This is a genomic window from Pseudomonas sp. 1928-m (assembly GCF_029269135.1).
Classification (GTDB): Bacteria; Pseudomonadota; Gammaproteobacteria; order Pseudomonadales; family Pseudomonadaceae; genus Aquipseudomonas.
Genome location: NZ_JARIXO010000001.1, coordinates 1,894,977 through 1,910,718 on the forward strand (window position 1 = coordinate 1,894,977; position 15,742 = coordinate 1,910,718).

A 15,742-nucleotide genomic window follows, 5' to 3' on the forward strand; every position below is an offset into this window, starting at 1 on the left:
CCAACCAGTCAGATACACCGCCTAGGTACTTTGCCATGAACCCCCTGGCCTCAAATTTATCCTCCGCTTCACGTCCCACTTCCGTTACCGCTCAGCCGGTTGTACGCAATGCTGCTGATGCGCAGGCGACGCTGGCCAACCGCCTGGCTGAACGCCTTGGGCTGGAGCCGGGTGCGTTGGCTGGTAAGGCCAATGACTACACCCCGGAGAAAGTCGCCGGGCGCATCCTCAGCTTTATCGAGCAGCGTCTGCAAAGCGAGCAAGCCGCCGGTGCCGATACCGGCAAGCTGCAAAAACTTCTCGACCAGGCCCGCAGCGGCGTGGAAAAGGGCTTTGCCGAAGCGCGCAAGATTCTCGACGGTATGGGCGTTTTGCAAGGCAAGGTGGCGAGCGATATCGACGACACCTACCAGAAGATTCAGGACGGTTTCAGCGACCTGAATAAGCGCTTTAATCCGGACGCGGCGCTGGTTGAGGGCTCGACCAAGATCGCTGCCTACAGCGAACGCTTTGCCGCCAAAGCCGAAACCTTTGAAATGGAAGTGACCACCCGTGATGGTGATCGCTTGCGTATTTCCATTGCCCAGGCTTCGGCCAACTGGTCGCAGAGCGGCGTTGTCGCTAGCAGCAATGGCAACGGCAGTTCGGTAGTTGCCAGTAGCCAGTCCGGCAGTTTGCAGATTGGCGCCTGGCAGGTCAGCGTCGAAGGCGAGCTGGATGATAAGGAGCGCGCCGCCCTGGAAAAACTCTTCGGCCAGGTGCAGGAGCTGTCCAACAAGTTCTACGCTGGCGATCTGTCCGGCGCCTTCGATCGTGCCATGGCATTGGAAATGGATGGCGAGCAATTAGCGTCCATGTCCTTGCGGTTGACCCAGACCACTGTGCGCCAGGCGACCGATGCCTACAGCGCTGTGGCGCAAGATGGCGGTCAGGCTGCCAGCGCAGTCAACAACTCGTTGATCGACTACGCCCAGGGCCTGCTCGAAGCACTGCGCAGCGCCAATCAGGTGGCTGAAGAAGGCACGGCTAAAACCAGCCTGCTGGATCTGCTCAAAGGCGGCTTCTCGCTGGATGAGCGTTTCGACAGTGGTCGCCTGGACAAGGCCGAGCAGCTCAACAGCCGTCTGCTCGATGGCCTGCAGAACCTGCTCAACCCCGCCCTAGACAGCAGCAAGTCCACGGACGCCTGAGCCCGGGGCAGTGCTAAACTGCACCTCCAGTAGTCAGTGGAGGTGCGCAGATGCTCCCGGAATGTCAATTATTCGGTACGCTCGGCTGCCACCTGTGCGAGGTGGCCGAAGCGTTGCTGATGCCTTTTGTCGAGCACGGCCTGCTGGTTGAACTGATCGATATCGCCGAGCATGAACACTGGGTCGAAGACTATGCTCTGCGCATTCCGGTGCTGCGCCGCAGCGATACCGGCGCCGAGTTGAACTGGCCATTCGAAGCCGAACAGATTGTCGAATTTCTGCGTAGCGCCTGATGCTCGATGGGTGCGCGGCGGTCAATGATTTAGTGAAGGAAGAAGATCAATGAGCATGGTGCTTGGAGACGCCTTGTCGCTGCTGCTGTTTCGTTTGCACAGCGGTCGCTTGTTGGGGATCAACCTGCTCAAGGTTCAGGAAATCATTCCCTGCCCGGCGCTGACCAAACTACCCAGTCGCCATCCCCATGTGCGTGGCGTGGCCACTCTGCGCGGTTCGGCGCTGACGGTGATCGATCTGGCCAAGGCCATCGGCGAGCAGGGCGTGCCTGGCAACAACGACGGCTGCCTGATCGTCACCGAGCTCAGTCGCTCGCGCCAAGGCCTGCATGTACAAAGCGTGGAGCGCATCGTGCAGTGCTACACCCGTGATGTCCGTCCGCCACCGGCAGGTTCCGGCAGCAAAGCCTTTATCACCGGAGTGACGCAGATCGACGGCAAGATCGTGCAGATTCTCGATATCGAAAAAGTCTTGCACGAACTCGCGCCGATGATTGTCGAGGAGCTGGATGAGCAGCTGCTCTCAGAGCGCGAGCGCGCGCTGCTCAGGGGCCGTCGCGTGCTGGTGGTGGATGATTCCCACGTCGCGTTGCACCAGACCATGATTACCCTGCGCAAGCTGGAGTTGGATTGTCAGATGGTACGCAGCGCCGCCGACGCGCTTGAATTACTGCAGAAGCAATTTGATGCCGGAGAACCCATCGAAGTACTGGTGTCGGATATCGAAATGCCGGAAATGGACGGCTACGACCTGGTGCGCACGCTGCGCAAGAAAGCGGATATCGGGCAGATCTATGTGCTGCTGCACACCTCGCTCGACAGCACCATGAACACCGAAAAAGCCAAGGCAGTGGGTGCCAATGACGTGCTGACCAAGTTCTCCACCATAGACCTGAGCAAGGCCTTGGTGCACGCATTCGAAAGCTTGCAATAGCCTTTCTCACAGCGATAAAAAAGCCCGCAATTAAGCGGGCTTTTTATGTGATCTGGTCGGAGAGACAGGATTCGAACCTGCGACCTTCTCGTCCCGAACGAGACGCGCTACCAAGCTGCGCTACACTCCGAATGGGTCAAGATTTTACTGAGAAAGTATTGCCGCACAAGGGTTTAGCTTTTAATTTTTTCTATTAGCCAAGCGCTTTGAATGTATCGCTCAGAGCCCAGGCGCCAGGCAAAAAAGTACCTGGCACGCCTGGGTCACTTTCTTACAGCTCTTTGACGGTACGCACTTGATCCTTGTTGACCTTGGCGCGTTTGCCATCGAGTTGTTCGAACTCGTAGAAGCCTGAGCTTTCGTCAAAATCCGGCTCGTCGATGGTCTGAATTTCGCGGCCATCATTGAGCGTGATTACCGATGGGGATGCGCAACCAGTCAGCGCGACCAGGCCCAAGGTAAGCAGCAATGCTGGAATAATCCGCTGAGACATGGGTTTCTCCTTGATTGATAGAGGTTTTTACCCAGCTTGTGACGAAATTTTGCCAATCAAGTTCCCTTGTTGGCGTTTATCCGCGTGTCGTCAGCAAGTCTGGGGTGTTGAGGTTGGCCAGGCGAGGGTCACCGGGCGGGCACTCGACTGTCAATGGGTCAAGGCCACGTAGCCAGCGTTGTGGGCTGCGTTCACCGGTTTGCCAGGCTTGTTCCAGGTCGGCATGCAGTGCACGGGGAATAACACTGAACAGCGGTTCGAGAAACTCGCCCTGGCGCACCACGACTGCGCGCTCACCGGCCAGGCTCAGTAGCGCCTCAAGCAGCGGTCTGTCGAGTTGCGGCGCATCGCACGGCAGGATCAACAGATTTGCCTGGCGCGCGATGCGCAGGCCGGCGCGAATGCCTGCCAGCGGGCCCTGGAAGTCCGCCTCGTCATCACTGACCAAGCGATCCGCGAAGGGTGCATAGCGCTCGGCGTTGCGGTTGCAGGAGATGATCAGGTCGTCGGTCAGCGGCCGCACCAGCTCGTGCAACCAGGCGATCAGCGGACGGCCTTGCCAGTCGAGCAGGCCCTTGTCGGCGCCGCCCATACGCTGTCCACGGCCGCCAGCAAGCAGCAAAACAGAACAGCGGGGCAGGGTGGCGGGAGCGGGCATGCGCAGTCTCCAAAAGCAGGCCTGTGATATAACGGCGGGCATTATCGCCCATAACTGGAAGCCTGCCATGAACCACAAGGCCGAGGCACATTTCGTGCCCTTGAATATCGCGGTGTTGACCGTCAGCGACACCCGCAGCCTGGAAACCGACACCTCCGGCCAGCTGTTTGTTGACCGCCTACAGGCCGCCGGTCACCAGCTCGCCGCCCGGGTTTTGCTCAAGGACGATCTGTACAAGATTCGCGCCCAGGTCGCCACTTGGATTGCCGAAGATCAGGTGCAGGTGGTGCTGATTACCGGCGGTACCGGCTTCACTGGCCGCGACAGCACACCAGAAGCGGTGAGCTGTTTGCTGGATAAACAGGTCGATGGTTTTGGCGAGCTGTTCCGGCAGATTTCCGTACCTGATATCGGCACCTCGACCATTCAATCCCGAGCCCTGGCAGGTCTCGCCAACGGTACCCTGGTGTGCTGTCTGCCGGGTTCGACCAATGCCTGCCGCACCGCCTGGGATGGCATCCTCGGTGAGCAGCTGGATAACCGTCATCGCCCGTGCAATTTCGTCCCGCATCTGAAATCGGTGGCCGTCTGCGAGAGCCGTGGATGAGCTGCTGTGACAAGCCGGGATTGATGCCCGTTGAGGCGGCGTTGGCGCGCTTGCTGGCGCAGGCCGAGGCCAGCGCGATTGTTGAAACCGAGCAGGTCAAACTGAGCGACGCCGCTGGCCGGGTATTGGCCAAGCCGTTGCTTGCCGAGCTGGATCTTCCGCCTTGGGACAACAGCGCCATGGACGGTTACGCCTTACGTTTGGCCGACTGGACGGGTGAGCCTCTGGTCGTCAGTCAGCGTATTCAGGCCGGTAACGCGCCGCAGCCGTTACAGCCCGGCACCTGCGCGCGGATATTTACCGGCGCGCCTCTGCCAGCCGGTGCCGATAGCGTAGAAATGCAGGAAAACGCCATGCTCGGCGAGGATGGCCGCGTTGCCTTTAGCGAGCCGCTTAAGCTCGGGCAGAACGTACGCGCCCAGGGCCAGGAAACCCGTATCGGCGATTCGGTATTGCCGGCCGGCACGCGTCTAGGCCCGATCGAATTGGGCCTGGCTGCGTCCCTGGGTTGCGCCGAGTTGACCGTACGCCGCCAGCCGCGCGTTGCTGTGCTGTCCACGGGCGATGAGCTGGTCGAGCCGGGTCAGCCGCTGGGCCCTGGGCAGATCTACAACAGTAACCGCCGTTTACTGATCGCCTGGCTGCAGCGTCTGGGCTGTGAGGTAGTGGACGGCGGCATTCTGCTCGATGATCTGGAGCTGACCCGCGCAGCGCTGGGCGCATTGAGCGACGTTGACCTGATTCTCTCCACCGGCGGCGTATCGGTGGGCGAGGCGGATTTCCTTGGCATGGCCTTGCGCGAAGAGGGCGAGCTGGCGCTGTGGAAGTTGGCGATCAAGCCGGGCAAACCGCTGACCTGCGGGCAGTTCCGTGGCGTGCCGGTAATCGGCCTGCCGGGTAATCCGGCTTCGACCCTGGTGACCTTTGGCCTGCTCGCACGGCCATATCTGTTGCGCCGTCTGGGCGTGCAGCGGGTCGAGCCGTTGGGCTTTCCGGTGCCGGCGGGTTTTACCTGGAGCAAGCCGGGCAATCGCCGCGAATACCTGCGCGCGCGTCTGGAAAACGGCCGCGTGGTGCCTTACCCGAACCAGAGCTCCGGGGTGTTGCGCAGCGCCGCCTGGGCCGAGGGTTTTGCTGAAGTCTTGGAAAACACCACGCTGGCCGAAGGCGATAGCCTGAGGTTTATTCCGCTTAGCGAGATTCTTGGGTAGGACCTGGCTGGCTTTATGGTGGATGAAAACAGCGTCATCCACCCTACGTTTGGAGTGAGTAGGGTGGATGGCGCTTCACCCATCCACCAAGTGGTCAGCTATTACGCCGGCTCTCGCGAAACTCCCCAGGCGTCTGTCCGGTCCAGCTCTTGAAACTGCGGTGGAACGAGCGCGATTCGGTAAAGCCCAGGTAGCTGGCGATATCCTGTATCGCCAGGTCGCTGCGCAGCAGGTAGTGCTCGGCCAGCTCCTGGCGCAGTTCATCGAGAATCTGTTGGTAGCTGGTGCCGGCCAGTTGCAGATGACGCTGCAGGGTGCGCACCGTCATATTGAATTTCTCCGCCACGCGTTCCTTACGTGGCAGGCCATCCTTGAGCAGCAGGCGCAGGGCGTTCTTCACCCGTTGCGGCAGCGGCTCGTTGTCGTCCAGCCCAGCCATCAGAGTCAGGGCGTGTTCTTCCAGGGTGCGCAGCAGGTTGGCGTCGGCCTGGCGCAGCGGCACGGCGAGGTATTCCAGCGGCACGATCAGCGTATTGCAGCTCTGTTCGAAGCGGATCGGGCAGCCGAAGATGGCTTCATATTCGCCAAGATCGACGCCCTCAGGTAGGGCATGCTCGAACCACACCTCCCGCGGCGAGCTGTCCGAATCGGAGATCCAGCGTGCATACAGCAGCCAGGAGGCCAGCACGTTTTCCACCATATGCCGGCGGATCGGTTCGGCCTGATGGCGACAGGTCCAGATCAAGCGAACGTGGTCGCTGCCCGCTTCGACCCGGCTGACGCCCATATCGCCCACCAGTTTTTCATAGGGCACGATGCGGCTCATGGCCTCACCGAGGGTTGCGCAGTTCATGGTGATATAGCCCAGCACGCTCCACGAACCCGGCTGCACAAAGCGCGCGCAGTGCAGGCCGAACAGCGGGTCATTGGACACACGCAGCAGGTGCGCAAGCAGGCGCTCATGGGTTTCGCTGGGGATGCGCTTGCCATTGTCGGCCAGGTCCTCGGCCTTGATGCCGGCGGCCGTCAGCGCCTGATCGATATCCAGGCCCAGCTGCTCGGCGTGGCGCAGGTACTTGAGCAGGGAGGGGACGGAGGTATAGCCGAGGTTTTCCATGAACTGTTCTTATTCTGAATGTCTTGATTGGCGATAACGCCTGGCTCGATACGACAGTGACGCCCTGAAGCGGCCAGCTAGTATAGGCAGCCATCGAGGGTGACTGAAATATCCGGGAGACACAGATGCGACGTTGGAACGGCTGGGGTGATGAAGCAACAGTGGTGGAACTGCCGGCCCATGGCGAGGCTTTTCTGGCCGAACTGGTCGGCCCTGGCCAGCTGCTTGCCGATGCCAGCCTGGAACAGGTGCTGGCCCAGGTGCCGGCTTCGCGCCTGCAGGCCCATCCGTTGATCTGTCTGAATGCCGAAGATCGCGTGCGCCATGCCCGTGGTCAGAGCCTGCCAGATTGGCTGGCGATGCGTTCCGGCGATTTTGGCGTGTTTCCCGATGGCGTGGCCTACCCGGAAAGCGCTGCGCAGATCCGCGAGTTGCTGGCCTGGGCCAGCCAGCAGGACCTGATCGTAATTCCCTACGGTGGTGGCACCTCGGTGGCTGGGCATATCAACCCGCAGGCCAGTAGCAAGCCGGTGCTGACCCTGTCGCTTGAGCGCATGGGCAAGCTGATCGAGATCGACCACGACAGCCTGATCGCCACCTTCGGCCCTGGCGCCAATGGCCCGCAGGTGGAAAGCCAGCTGCGTGCCCAGGGCTACACCCTTGGCCATTTCCCGCAGTCCTGGGAGCTGTCGACCCTCGGCGGTTGGGTCGCCAGTCGTTCCAGCGGCCAGCAGTCGCTGCGCTACGGGCGCATTGAGCAGCTGTTTGCCGGCGGCAAGGTCGAGACCTTTGCCGGCACCCTGGAGATTCCGACCTTCCCGGCCTCTGCCGCTGGCCCTGATCTGCGCGAAATTCTGATGGGCTCGGAAGGGCGCTTCGGCATCATTTCCGAGGTCAAGGTGCGCATCACTCGTCTGGCCGAGCAGGAAAACTTCTATGCGGTGTTCCTGCCCAACTGGCAGCAGGCGCTGAGCGCCATTCGTAGCCTGGCTCAGGCGCGGGTGCCGCTGTCGATGCTGCGCCTGTCCAACGCCATCGAAACCAAAACCCAGCTTGCCCTGGCCGGCCATCCCCAGCAGATCGCCTGGCTGGAGAAATACCTGGCCCTGCGCGGCGCCCGTGAGGGCAAGTGCATGCTGACCTTTGGCGTCACCGGCAGCCGCACACAGAACGCCGCTTCGCTGAAACAGGCGAAGAAGTTGCTGAAAGGTTTTGGTGGTGTATTTACCGGCACCCTGCTGGGCAAGAAGTGGGCAGAGAACCGCTTCCGTTTCCCTTATCTGCGCCACGGCCTGTGGGCCGCCGGCTACGCGGTGGACACCCTGGAAACCGCCACCGACTGGAGCAACGTCGACAGCCTGCTGAACAAGGTCGAAACCAGCCTGCGCACCGGCCTGAGCGAGGAGGGTGAGCAGGTGCATGTGTTTACTCACCTGTCCCACGTCTACAACGAAGGCTCAAGCATCTACACCACCTATGTGTTCCGCCCTGGCAATAGCTACGCCGAGGCCATGGCGCGCTGGCAGAAGCTCAAACATGCCGCCAGCCTGACCATCGCCGAGAATCGCGGCACCATCAGCCATCAACACGGTGTCGGCCGCGATCACGCGCCTTACCTGTCGGTGGAGAAGGGCGAGCTGGGCATGGCCACGCTCAAAGCGCTGGCCGGGCACTTCGACCCTGAGCAGCGCCTGGCACCTGGCGTGCTGATTCAGGATTGATGATGAACAACTGGAACGCCGCCTGGCGCGAACAGGCCTTGCCTGAGCTGGCCGCACGCGATTGGGACTTGATCGTGGTCGGCGGCGGCATCAGCGGTGCCGGGATTCTGCGTGAAGCAGCGCGGCGTGGCTGGAAGTGCCTGCTGCTGGAACAGCGCGACTTTGCCTGGGGCACGTCCAGTCGCTCCTCGAAGATGGTGCATGGCGGGCTGCGTTATATCGCCAAGGGCCAGTTTGCTCTGACCCGCGATTCGGTGCGCGAGCGCCAGCGCCTGTTGCAGGAAGCGCCGGGGCTGGTCGATCCGCTAAGTTTTCTTATGGCGCATTACCAGGGCGGCTTTCCCGGCCCGCGAGTTTTCGGCGGCCTGCTGGCGGTGTATGACGCCTTGGCCGGCAAGCGCAATCATCTGTACTACCCGCTGCAGCAACTGCGCTATCTGGCGCCGGGTCTCAAGGAAGATGGCCTGCTCGGTGGCACACGGTTTTTCGATGCGGTGACCGATGATGCGCGGCTGGTGCAGCGCGTACTGGGCGAGGCCCGTGCCGAAGGCGGCGAAGCGCTGAATGGCATACGTGTAGTCGAGTTGCTGCGCGAGGATGGGCGGGTCACCGGCCTACTTGCCGAAGATGTTGAAAGCGGCCTGCACTATCGCTTCAAGACTCGCGCCGTGGCCCAGGCCACCGGAGCCTGGGCCGATCAGCTGCGGCAGAAAACCGGGCTGGAACATATCCGCCCGCTGCGTGGCAGCCACCTGTTGCTGCCCGCCTGGCGCTTGCCGGTGGCCCATGCCTTTAGCTTTATGCACGTGGCGGACAAGCGTCCGGTGTTTGTCTTCCCCTGGGAAGGCGCGACGGTAATCGGCACCACCGATCTGGATCACCCGGCGCCATTGGCCGAAGAAGCGCGAATCAGCCCAGATGAAGTGGAGTATCTGCTGGCCGCCTGCACTCAGCAGTTTCCTGCGGCGCAGATCAAGGCGGCGGATGTGCTGTCGACCTGGGCCGGGGTGCGCCCAGTGGTTACGGATGGCAGTGAAGGGCGCAAACCTTCGGATGAGAAACGCGAGCATGCACTCTGGATTGAGCCCGGCTGCGTGACCTTGGCCGGCGGCAAACTCACCACCTTCCGCCTGCTGGCGCTGGAGGTGTTGCAGGCCTGTGCGCCGATGGTCGGGCGTACTGTGGATGATCAGGGCGCGGCGACCTTTGCAGCCGTACCCGTTCAGCCTATGCCGCATTTGAGCCCTGCCCAACAGAAACGCCTGATCGGCCGTTATGGCCGGGCGCTGCCGCAGCTGCTGGCGTTGATCTATGAGTTGGGTGTCGAACAGGTGGCCGACACGGACACCCTGTGGGCCGAACTGGCCTGGGCGGCCGAGCAGGAGCTGGTGCTGCACCTGGATGATCTGCTGCTGCGCCGCACCCGTTTGGGTCTATTGCTGGCCCATGGCGCGGCTGCCGCGCTGCCGAATGTGCGTGCGTTGTGTCAGGCCCGTCTGGGTTGGAGTGATGCGCGCTGGCAGAAGGAAGAAACGGATTATTTGGCGTTGTGGCAGCGCTGCTACAGCCTGCCAACAAATGCCTGATGGGTAGCCCGGATGCAATCCGGGTGCGGCCTCCCGGATTACATCCGGGCTACGTTGTGTATTTACAGAAAGGGTTGTGCCTTGAGCGATAAAAACTACCTGCTGGCCATCGACAACGGCACCCAGAGTATCCGGGCGCTGTTGTTCGATCTTCAGGGCAACCTGCTCGGCAAGGGCAAGGTGGAGCTTGAGGCCTACTACTCCAAACAGCCCGGCTGGGCCGAGCAGGACCCCGAGTATTACTGGGCCAGCCTCGGTGAGGCTTGTGCGCAGCTGTGGCAGCAGGTGGATATCGACCGCAGCAAAATCCGTGGTGTGTCACTGACTACCCAGCGCGGCACCCTGATCAATGTGGATCAGCAGGGCCAACCGCTGCGCCCGGCCATGCTCTGGCTCGATCAGCGGCAGGCCAAGGTCGAAGGGCGGATCACTGGGCCCTGGGGTTGGCTGTTCAAACTCGCGGGCTTGCAGGCCACGGTGGATTACTTTCGCGCTCAGGCCGAGGTCAATTGGATCGCCCAGAACCAGCCGGAAATCTGGGCCAATACGCACAAGGTGCTGCTGCTCTCGGGTTTTCTTACTCACCGGCTGTGCGGCAAGTTTGTCGATTCGCTGACCAGCTGCGTGGCCTACCTGCCGTTCGACTACAAACGCCTGCAGTGGGCCAAACCCGGTGACTGGAAATGGCAGGCCATGCCGGTGCGCCGCGAGCAGTTGCCGGAGCTGTGCAAACCGGGTGAGCTACTCGGCCATATCACGGCAGCCGCCAGCCGGCATACCGGGATTCCCGAAGGCCTGCCGCTGATTGCCGCCGGTGCCGACAAGGCCTGTGAGGTACTTGGTGCCGGCGGTGTCGAGGCGAGCACGGCCTGTCTGTCCTACGGCACTACGGCGACGATCAACACTACGCGCAGCAAGTACCTGGAAACCATTCCGCTGATTCCGCCATACCCGTCGGCGATTCCCGATCACTTCAACACCGAGGTGATGATCTATCGCGGTTTCTGGATGGTCAGCTGGTTCAAGCAGGAATTCGGCCTGCGCGAGATGCAGCGGGCCAAGGAACTGGGTGTGGAGCCTGAGGCGCTGTTTGATGAGCTGGTCAACAGCGTACCGGCCGGCTCCATGGGCCTGATGCTGCAGCCCTACTGGTCGCCGGGTATCCGCGAACCGGGGCTGGAGGCCAAGGGTTCGATCATCGGTTTTGGCGACGTACACACCCGTGCGCATATCTACCGGGCGATTCTTGAAGGCTTGGCTTATGCCCTACGCCAGGGCAAGGAAAAGATCGAGAAGCGTTCGGGAACGAAAATTACCCGCCTGCGCGTCTCCGGTGGCGGCTCGCAGAGCGATGCGGCGATGCAGCTGACGGCCGATATCTTTGGCCTGCCTGCCGAGCGTCCGCATTTGTATGAAACCAGCGGCCTGGGCGCGGCAATCAACTGCGCGGTGGGCCTGGGGTTGCATCCGGATTACCCGACAGCGATTAAAGCTATGACTCGGGTCGGTCAGGTGTTTACGCCCAATCCAGAAGCGCAGCGCACCTATCAGCAGCTGTACACGCAGGTTTATCAGCGCATGTATAAGCAGCTTAAGCCGCTCTACCAAACTATCCGTAAAATCACCGGTTATCCCGCGTAAAGCGGCTTAGCGGCGCGCAGGTTTTGCTGCGCTGCTAAGCCATCACCGCTGTCAGGCCACATCCACCAAGATGATTTCGCTATCTTCGATAGCCGTCACCCGGATCACTTCTACATCGCTAACCGCGACACCATCGCGAGCCTGGGCGCTTACGCCGTTGACCTCGATACTGCCGCTGGCGGCCACCAGATAAGCCCGGCGCGCCGCGCCAATCGGGTACTCGGTACTTTGCCCAGCTTGCAGGGTAGCGGCCGCCATCCGCGCGTTGGTGCGGATCGGCAGGGCGTCCTGGTCTTCGGCAAAGCCGCTGGCCAGGGTGACGAAGGTGCCGGCGCGCTCACCTTTAGGGAACGGCTTGGCGCCCCAGGAAGGCGGCAGGCCCGACTGGTTGGGCTGAATCCAGATCTGGAAGATCTTGGTGGTGGTGTCTTCCAGGTTGTATTCGCTGTGGGCAATCCCGGTGCCGGCGCTCATTACCTGCACATCACCGGCTTCGGTACGACCGTGGTTACCCAGGTTGTCCTTGTGGGTGATGGCCCCTTGGCGTACATAGGTGATGATTTCCATATCGCGGTGCGGGTGGGTTGGAAAGCCGGTGTGCGGCGCGATCTCATCATCGTTCCAGACCCGCAGCGGGCCCCAGCTCATGCGCGCCGGGTCATAGTACTCAGCAAAGGAAAAGTGATGACGGGCATTCAGCCAGCCATGGTGGGCACCGCCGAGCTCGGCGAAGGGGCGTACTTCGATCATCTGCGTATCCTCATTGAGGAACACCGGCTTTCAGCAGCGGTGTTCAGTGGCGATGAACAGATGATCCAATAAATCAATGCGATTAAAAATTCGTAAATATTGAGCCTAATAATCTACTTATTTGATGTTTATGTGCGCGTCTTAGATAGACGAGCGCAACCTCAAGCGGTGTCGCTGAGTCTTTACCTAGAGCGTGAAAAGGATGCCGGGAATGCAAGAACGTAAAGCGCTGCTGATTCTGCATGGCAAGCAAGCCCTCAATGCCGAGGTGCGTGCTGCCGTGCAGGCGCGCCGTGAAGAGGGCTGGCAACTGGATGTGCGGGTTACCTGGGAAGGCGGCGATGCGCAGCGTCTGGTCAATGAAGCGCTGCAGGCCGGTTACTTGACCCTGATTGCCGGCGGTGGCGATGGCACCCTGCGCGAAGTGGCCGAAGCCATGGCGCTGGCCAAAACCCAGGCCAGCCTGGCGCTGTTGCCACTGGGTACGGCCAATGATTTTGCCCGTGCCGCCGGCGTGCCGCTTGAGCCTTTGGCTGCGTTGACCTTGTTGGATATGCCGGCGCAGCCAATTGATCTGGGCGAAGTCGACGGTCAAGTGTTTCTCAATATGGCCACTGGCGGTTTTGGTTCCAACGTCACCGCCAACACGCCGGAAGACCTCAAGCGCGTGCTCGGCGGCGCGGCTTACTTTCTGACCGGGCTGAGCCGTTTTGCCGAAGTGCAGTCGTCGTTCGGCCGCTTTACCGGGCCGGATTTTCAATGGGAAGGCGAGTTTCTTGCCCTCGGCATCGGCAATGGTCGTCAGGCCGGCGGCGGGCATGTGCTGTGCCCGCAGGCGCGGGTCAACGATGGTTTGCTGGATATCTGCATCGTGCCGGCGGCGGCCGATGTGGTCGGCACCCTGGGTACGTTGCTGTCTGGCGGTATCAACGGTTTGCAGAGCGTGGCCCTGAGCGCGCGGCTGCCTTGGCTGGAGGTCGAGGCACCGCAAGGCCTGGATCTCAATCTGGATGGTGAGCCGATGGAAAGTCGCAAACTGCGTTTTGCGGCAATGCCGAACGCGCTGCGCGTGCATTTGCCGGAAAATTCGCCGTTGCTGGTGGAGTAAGCCAAACGGTTCCTGCTGCCTGGCTGGTCTAGCCGCTGCGCTTGTCGCATGATGGCGCTGCGCTATCTGCCTTCAGATGCGCGGCAGATGGCCGATACACCAGGGCATGGCTATTTGAGCTAGGCTAGATCGATAAGTGAACAGGAGCGCATGATGGCCGGCATTCTCGACTCAGTGAACCAACGCACCCAACTGGTGGGTGAGAACCGCCTGGAAATTCTCATGTTCCGCCTGACGGGGCGGCAGCTGTTTGCGATCAACGTGTTCAAGGTGCAGGAAGTCCTGCAGATGCCCAAGCTGACCCTGATGCCGCAGCGGCACCGGTTTGTCTGTGGCGTGGTCAATCTGCGCGGGCAAACGCTGCCGGTGATCGACCTGTCCCAGGCCATCGGCATGCGCCCCATCGTGCCGGATGAGCGCAGCACTATCATCGTCACCGAGTACAACCGTTCGGTGCAGGCCTTTCTGGTTGGTGGGGTCGAGCGCATCCTCAACCTCAACTGGGAGTCCATCCTGCCGCCGCCCGGTGGCGCCGGACGCCAGCATTACCTGACCGCCATCACCAAGGTTGAAGACCAGATCGTCGAAGTCATCGACGTGGAAAAGGTGCTGGCGGAAATCAGCCCGATGAGCACCAAGGTCTCTCCAGAAAAACTCGCCGATCCGCTGCTGGAATACGCCAAGGGCCGCGAAGTGCTGCTGGTGGACGATTCCAACGTGGCCATGAGTCAGCTCAAGGGCACCATGGCGCAGCTGGATATTCGTTGCCACGCCGCCAGTGATGGCCTGCGCGCGCTGAACCTGCTGAAAAGCTGGGCCGACGCCGGGGTTGATGTGCACGAGAAGCTGCTGATGGTGATCACCGATGCGGAAATGCCGGAGATGGACGGCTACCGCTTGACCACCGAAATCCGCAACGACTCACGCCTCAAGGACTTGTATGTGGTGCTGCACACCTCGCTGTCCGGCAGCTTCAACGAAGCCATGGTGAAGAAGGTCGGCTGCGACAACTTCCTCTCCAAATTCCAGCCGGACAAACTGGTGGACGTGGTGCACGAGCGCTTGGCGCTGATCCACCCGCAGGAGTAGCGCTGGCCAGGGCTGCGCTACTCGCCAAGGCGCTGGCGCAGCTGCTCGATGCGTTCGCGGTTGACGTCAAAATCCGCATAGCCCAGGCGCGATGCCGAGCGCACATCTACTCCGGCCGCGCCGATCATAAATTCCACATCATCGACAAAGCGCATCAGCTTGCTGCTGAATTCCGCGCGCAAATACCCCGGCGCTTCCTCCACCAGTGTCACGCGCGGTTCTTCGCTGAGCAGCGCCTTGAGGCGTGCTTGGGTTTCTTCAGCAGAGCCTTTCAGCGGCAGCGGCGCAATGGCATGTCGCGCGTCTCTGGCCTGGCTGTTTACGCAGTTGGGTGAATCCGGGCAGGCGCTCAGTTGGCCATTATGGATGCCCAGGTTATCCGGCGCGGTGCCGCTGCAGGCGCTTAGCAGCACCAGCAGCGGCAGGGCTAAGGCGGGCTTGTAGGTACGGCGGGTTGCTCGTATAAGTGCGTTTTGCCAAACGGAAGCTGGGCTCATGTTGCATCTCTCCGGGTTGTACCGTTATCCACTGAAGTCGGCGGCAGGCGAGGCCTTGCGTGAAACGGCGCTGGACGCCTTGGGCGTGCAGGGTGATCGTCGCTGGATGGTAGTCGATGCTGAAAGCGGGCGCTTCCTTACGCAACGCTTGCTGGCGCAGATGACTCAGTTGCAGGCGCGCTGGTTGGGCGGCACGCACCTGCAGCTGAGTGCACCGGGCATGGCTGATCTGCAGGTAGCCGTGCCGGATGAGCAGGCGCCGTTGCGCGGTGTGACGATCTGGCGCGACAGCCTGCAAGTGCCGGATGCCGGTGATCAGGCCGCGCAGTGGCTGAGCCAGTTTCTCGGCCGTACCTGTCGCCTGGTGCAGGTATCGGAGTCGCGCGCACGGCAGGTCGATACGGCCTATGCCGAGGCGGGCGACAAGGTGGCGTTTGCCGATGGCTTCCCTTTGCTGCTGATTGGCCAGGCCTCGCTGGATGATCTGTCGGCGCGGGTCGGTCGGCCGTTGCCGATGCTGCGTTTTCGCCCTAACCTGGTGGTTAGTGGCAGCGAGGCGTATGCCGAAGACAGCTGGAAGCGTATTCGTATCGGTGAGCTGGAGTTTCGCGTGGTCAAGGGTTGCTCGCGCTGCATCATGACCACCCTCGACCCGCAAACAGGCGAGCGCAGTGCGGATCGCGAACCGCTGACCACTCTGAAAACCTACCGTGAGCGTGAAGGCGCGGTGTATTTCGGGCAGAACCTGATCGCCTGTGGCGAAGGGCAATTGCGTCTGGATATGCCGGTGCAGGTGCTGGAATAGGCGGGCAATGCACGCTCAACTGTTGCAGTTGAGCGTGCCTGT

General features: G+C 61.4%; 16 protein-coding genes and 1 tRNA gene. 11 read left to right on the plus strand and 6 right to left on the minus strand.

Annotated elements, in window-relative coordinates:
* Nucleotides 1-35: 35 nt before the first annotated feature.
* The 3 genes from P3C18_RS08530 to P3C18_RS08540 are packed head-to-tail and all read left to right on the plus strand — an operon-like array spanning nucleotide 36 to nucleotide 2,417.
* On the plus strand, nucleotides 36-1,190 hold the full coding sequence (locus P3C18_RS08530; protein ID WP_275961386.1) for a DUF5610 domain-containing protein: 1,155 nt from the start codon (nucleotides 36-38) through the stop codon (nucleotides 1,188-1,190).
* 50 nt (nucleotides 1,191-1,240) lie between these two features.
* Nucleotides 1,241-1,483, plus strand: coding sequence for a glutaredoxin family protein (locus tag P3C18_RS08535; protein ID WP_275961387.1), 243 nt, complete (start codon nucleotides 1,241-1,243; stop codon nucleotides 1,481-1,483).
* A 49-nt stretch (nucleotides 1,484-1,532) separates the two neighbouring features.
* On the plus strand, nucleotides 1,533-2,417 hold the full coding sequence (locus P3C18_RS08540; protein ID WP_275961388.1) for a chemotaxis protein: 885 nt from the start codon (nucleotides 1,533-1,535) through the stop codon (nucleotides 2,415-2,417).
* Nucleotides 2,418-2,470: 53 nt separating this feature from the next.
* Here P3C18_RS08540 and P3C18_RS08545 read toward each other — a convergent pair.
* From P3C18_RS08545 to mobA, 3 genes are all read right to left on the minus strand, one after another.
* Nucleotides 2,471-2,547 (minus strand) — tRNA-Pro (locus tag P3C18_RS08545).
* A 141-nt stretch (nucleotides 2,548-2,688) separates the two neighbouring features.
* Nucleotides 2,689-2,910: a YgdI/YgdR family lipoprotein gene (locus tag P3C18_RS08550; RefSeq protein ID WP_275961389.1), complete on the minus strand. Its 222-nt coding sequence runs from the start codon at nucleotides 2,908-2,910 to the stop codon at nucleotides 2,689-2,691.
* Nucleotides 2,911-2,986: 76 nt separating this feature from the next.
* Nucleotides 2,987-3,568: a molybdenum cofactor guanylyltransferase MobA gene (gene mobA / locus P3C18_RS08555; RefSeq protein WP_275961390.1), complete on the minus strand. Its 582-nt coding sequence runs from the start codon at nucleotides 3,566-3,568 to the stop codon at nucleotides 2,987-2,989.
* 67 nt (nucleotides 3,569-3,635) lie between these two features.
* Here mobA and moaB point away from each other — a divergent pair, with 67 nt between their 5' ends.
* Nucleotides 3,636-4,175 carry a molybdenum cofactor biosynthesis protein B gene (gene moaB, locus P3C18_RS08560; RefSeq protein WP_275961613.1) on the plus strand — a complete coding sequence of 180 codons (540 nt, stop codon included), beginning with the start codon at nucleotides 3,636-3,638 and terminating at the stop codon, nucleotides 4,173-4,175.
* Nucleotides 4,172-5,386, plus strand: a complete 1,215-nt coding sequence (gene glp / locus P3C18_RS08565; protein ID WP_275961391.1) for a gephyrin-like molybdotransferase Glp — start codon at nucleotides 4,172-4,174, stop codon at nucleotides 5,384-5,386. The genes moaB and glp overlap by 4 nt, the downstream gene beginning before the upstream one ends.
* Before the next feature lie 94 nt (nucleotides 5,387-5,480).
* Here glp and P3C18_RS08570 read toward each other — a convergent pair whose 3' ends face one another.
* Nucleotides 5,481-6,503: an AraC family transcriptional regulator gene (locus tag P3C18_RS08570; protein WP_275961392.1), complete on the minus strand. Its 1,023-nt coding sequence runs from the start codon at nucleotides 6,501-6,503 to the stop codon at nucleotides 5,481-5,483.
* 125 nt (nucleotides 6,504-6,628) lie between these two features.
* Between P3C18_RS08570 and P3C18_RS08575 the strand changes: the two genes are divergently transcribed.
* From P3C18_RS08575 to P3C18_RS08585, 3 genes are all read left to right on the plus strand, one after another.
* Nucleotides 6,629-8,224, plus strand: a complete 1,596-nt coding sequence (locus P3C18_RS08575) for an FAD-binding oxidoreductase (RefSeq protein WP_275961393.1) — start codon at nucleotides 6,629-6,631, stop codon at nucleotides 8,222-8,224.
* 2 nt (nucleotides 8,225-8,226) lie between these two features.
* Nucleotides 8,227-9,810 (plus strand): glycerol-3-phosphate dehydrogenase/oxidase, encoded by a 1,584-nt coding sequence (locus tag P3C18_RS08580; protein WP_275961394.1) that lies wholly within the window; start codon nucleotides 8,227-8,229, stop codon nucleotides 9,808-9,810.
* Between the two features lie 81 nt (nucleotides 9,811-9,891).
* Nucleotides 9,892-11,451 (plus strand): FGGY-family carbohydrate kinase, encoded by a 1,560-nt coding sequence (locus P3C18_RS08585; protein ID WP_275961395.1) that lies wholly within the window; start codon nucleotides 9,892-9,894, stop codon nucleotides 11,449-11,451.
* Nucleotides 11,452-11,502: 51 nt separating this feature from the next.
* On the opposite strand, the gene P3C18_RS08590 is transcribed toward P3C18_RS08585, so the two are convergent.
* The gene (locus P3C18_RS08590) at nucleotides 11,503-12,201 is read right to left on the minus strand and encodes a pirin family protein (protein ID WP_275961396.1); all 699 of its coding nucleotides are present in this window, start codon (nucleotides 12,199-12,201) and stop codon (nucleotides 11,503-11,505) included.
* A 211-nt stretch (nucleotides 12,202-12,412) separates the two neighbouring features.
* Here P3C18_RS08590 and yegS point away from each other — a divergent pair, with 211 nt between their 5' ends.
* Nucleotides 12,413-13,309 (plus strand): lipid kinase YegS, encoded by an 897-nt coding sequence (gene yegS, locus P3C18_RS08595; RefSeq protein WP_275961397.1) that lies wholly within the window; start codon nucleotides 12,413-12,415, stop codon nucleotides 13,307-13,309.
* 153 nt (nucleotides 13,310-13,462) lie between these two features.
* Complete coding sequence (locus tag P3C18_RS08600) at nucleotides 13,463-14,398, plus strand: chemotaxis protein CheV (protein WP_275961398.1); 936 nt, start codon at nucleotides 13,463-13,465, stop codon at nucleotides 14,396-14,398.
* Nucleotides 14,399-14,415: 17 nt separating this feature from the next.
* Here the strand turns inward: P3C18_RS08600 and P3C18_RS08605 are convergent, their stop codons facing one another.
* A complete protein-coding gene (locus P3C18_RS08605) occupies nucleotides 14,416-14,895 on the minus strand; it encodes a DUF1499 domain-containing protein (protein WP_275961399.1) in 480 nt (159 codons plus the stop codon).
* Here P3C18_RS08605 and P3C18_RS08610 point away from each other — a divergent pair.
* On the plus strand, nucleotides 14,894-15,700 hold the full coding sequence (locus P3C18_RS08610) for an MOSC domain-containing protein (RefSeq protein ID WP_275961400.1): 807 nt from the start codon (nucleotides 14,894-14,896) through the stop codon (nucleotides 15,698-15,700). The two genes, P3C18_RS08605 and P3C18_RS08610, sit on opposite strands and share 2 nt — an antisense overlap.
* Nucleotides 15,701-15,742 lie beyond the last annotated feature (42 nt).

Coding starts and splice junctions, on each gene's coding strand:
- P3C18_RS08575 (WP_275961393.1), top strand. CDS start 6,629: ATGCGACGTTGGAACGGCTGGGGTGATGAAGCAACAGTGGTGGAACTG.
- P3C18_RS08605 (WP_275961399.1), bottom strand. CDS start 14,895: ATGAGCCCAGCTTCCGTTTGGCAAAACGCACTTATACGAGCAACCCGC.
- P3C18_RS08580 (WP_275961394.1), top strand. CDS start 8,227: ATGAACAACTGGAACGCCGCCTGGCGCGAACAGGCCTTGCCTGAGCTG.
- moaB (WP_275961613.1), top strand. CDS start 3,636: ATGAACCACAAGGCCGAGGCACATTTCGTGCCCTTGAATATCGCGGTG.
- P3C18_RS08540 (WP_275961388.1), top strand. CDS start 1,533: ATGAGCATGGTGCTTGGAGACGCCTTGTCGCTGCTGCTGTTTCGTTTG.
- P3C18_RS08610 (WP_275961400.1), top strand. CDS start 14,894: ATGTTGCATCTCTCCGGGTTGTACCGTTATCCACTGAAGTCGGCGGCA.
- P3C18_RS08570 (WP_275961392.1), bottom strand. CDS start 6,503: ATGGAAAACCTCGGCTATACCTCCGTCCCCTCCCTGCTCAAGTACCTG.
- P3C18_RS08590 (WP_275961396.1), bottom strand. CDS start 12,201: ATGATCGAAGTACGCCCCTTCGCCGAGCTCGGCGGTGCCCACCATGGC.
- P3C18_RS08530 (WP_275961386.1), top strand. CDS start 36: ATGAACCCCCTGGCCTCAAATTTATCCTCCGCTTCACGTCCCACTTCC.
- mobA (WP_275961390.1), bottom strand. CDS start 3,568: ATGCCCGCTCCCGCCACCCTGCCCCGCTGTTCTGTTTTGCTGCTTGCT.
- P3C18_RS08550 (WP_275961389.1), bottom strand. CDS start 2,910: ATGTCTCAGCGGATTATTCCAGCATTGCTGCTTACCTTGGGCCTGGTC.
- P3C18_RS08600 (WP_275961398.1), top strand. CDS start 13,463: ATGGCCGGCATTCTCGACTCAGTGAACCAACGCACCCAACTGGTGGGT.
- glp (WP_275961391.1), top strand. CDS start 4,172: ATGAGCTGCTGTGACAAGCCGGGATTGATGCCCGTTGAGGCGGCGTTG.
- P3C18_RS08535 (WP_275961387.1), top strand. CDS start 1,241: ATGCTCCCGGAATGTCAATTATTCGGTACGCTCGGCTGCCACCTGTGC.
- yegS (WP_275961397.1), top strand. CDS start 12,413: ATGCAAGAACGTAAAGCGCTGCTGATTCTGCATGGCAAGCAAGCCCTC.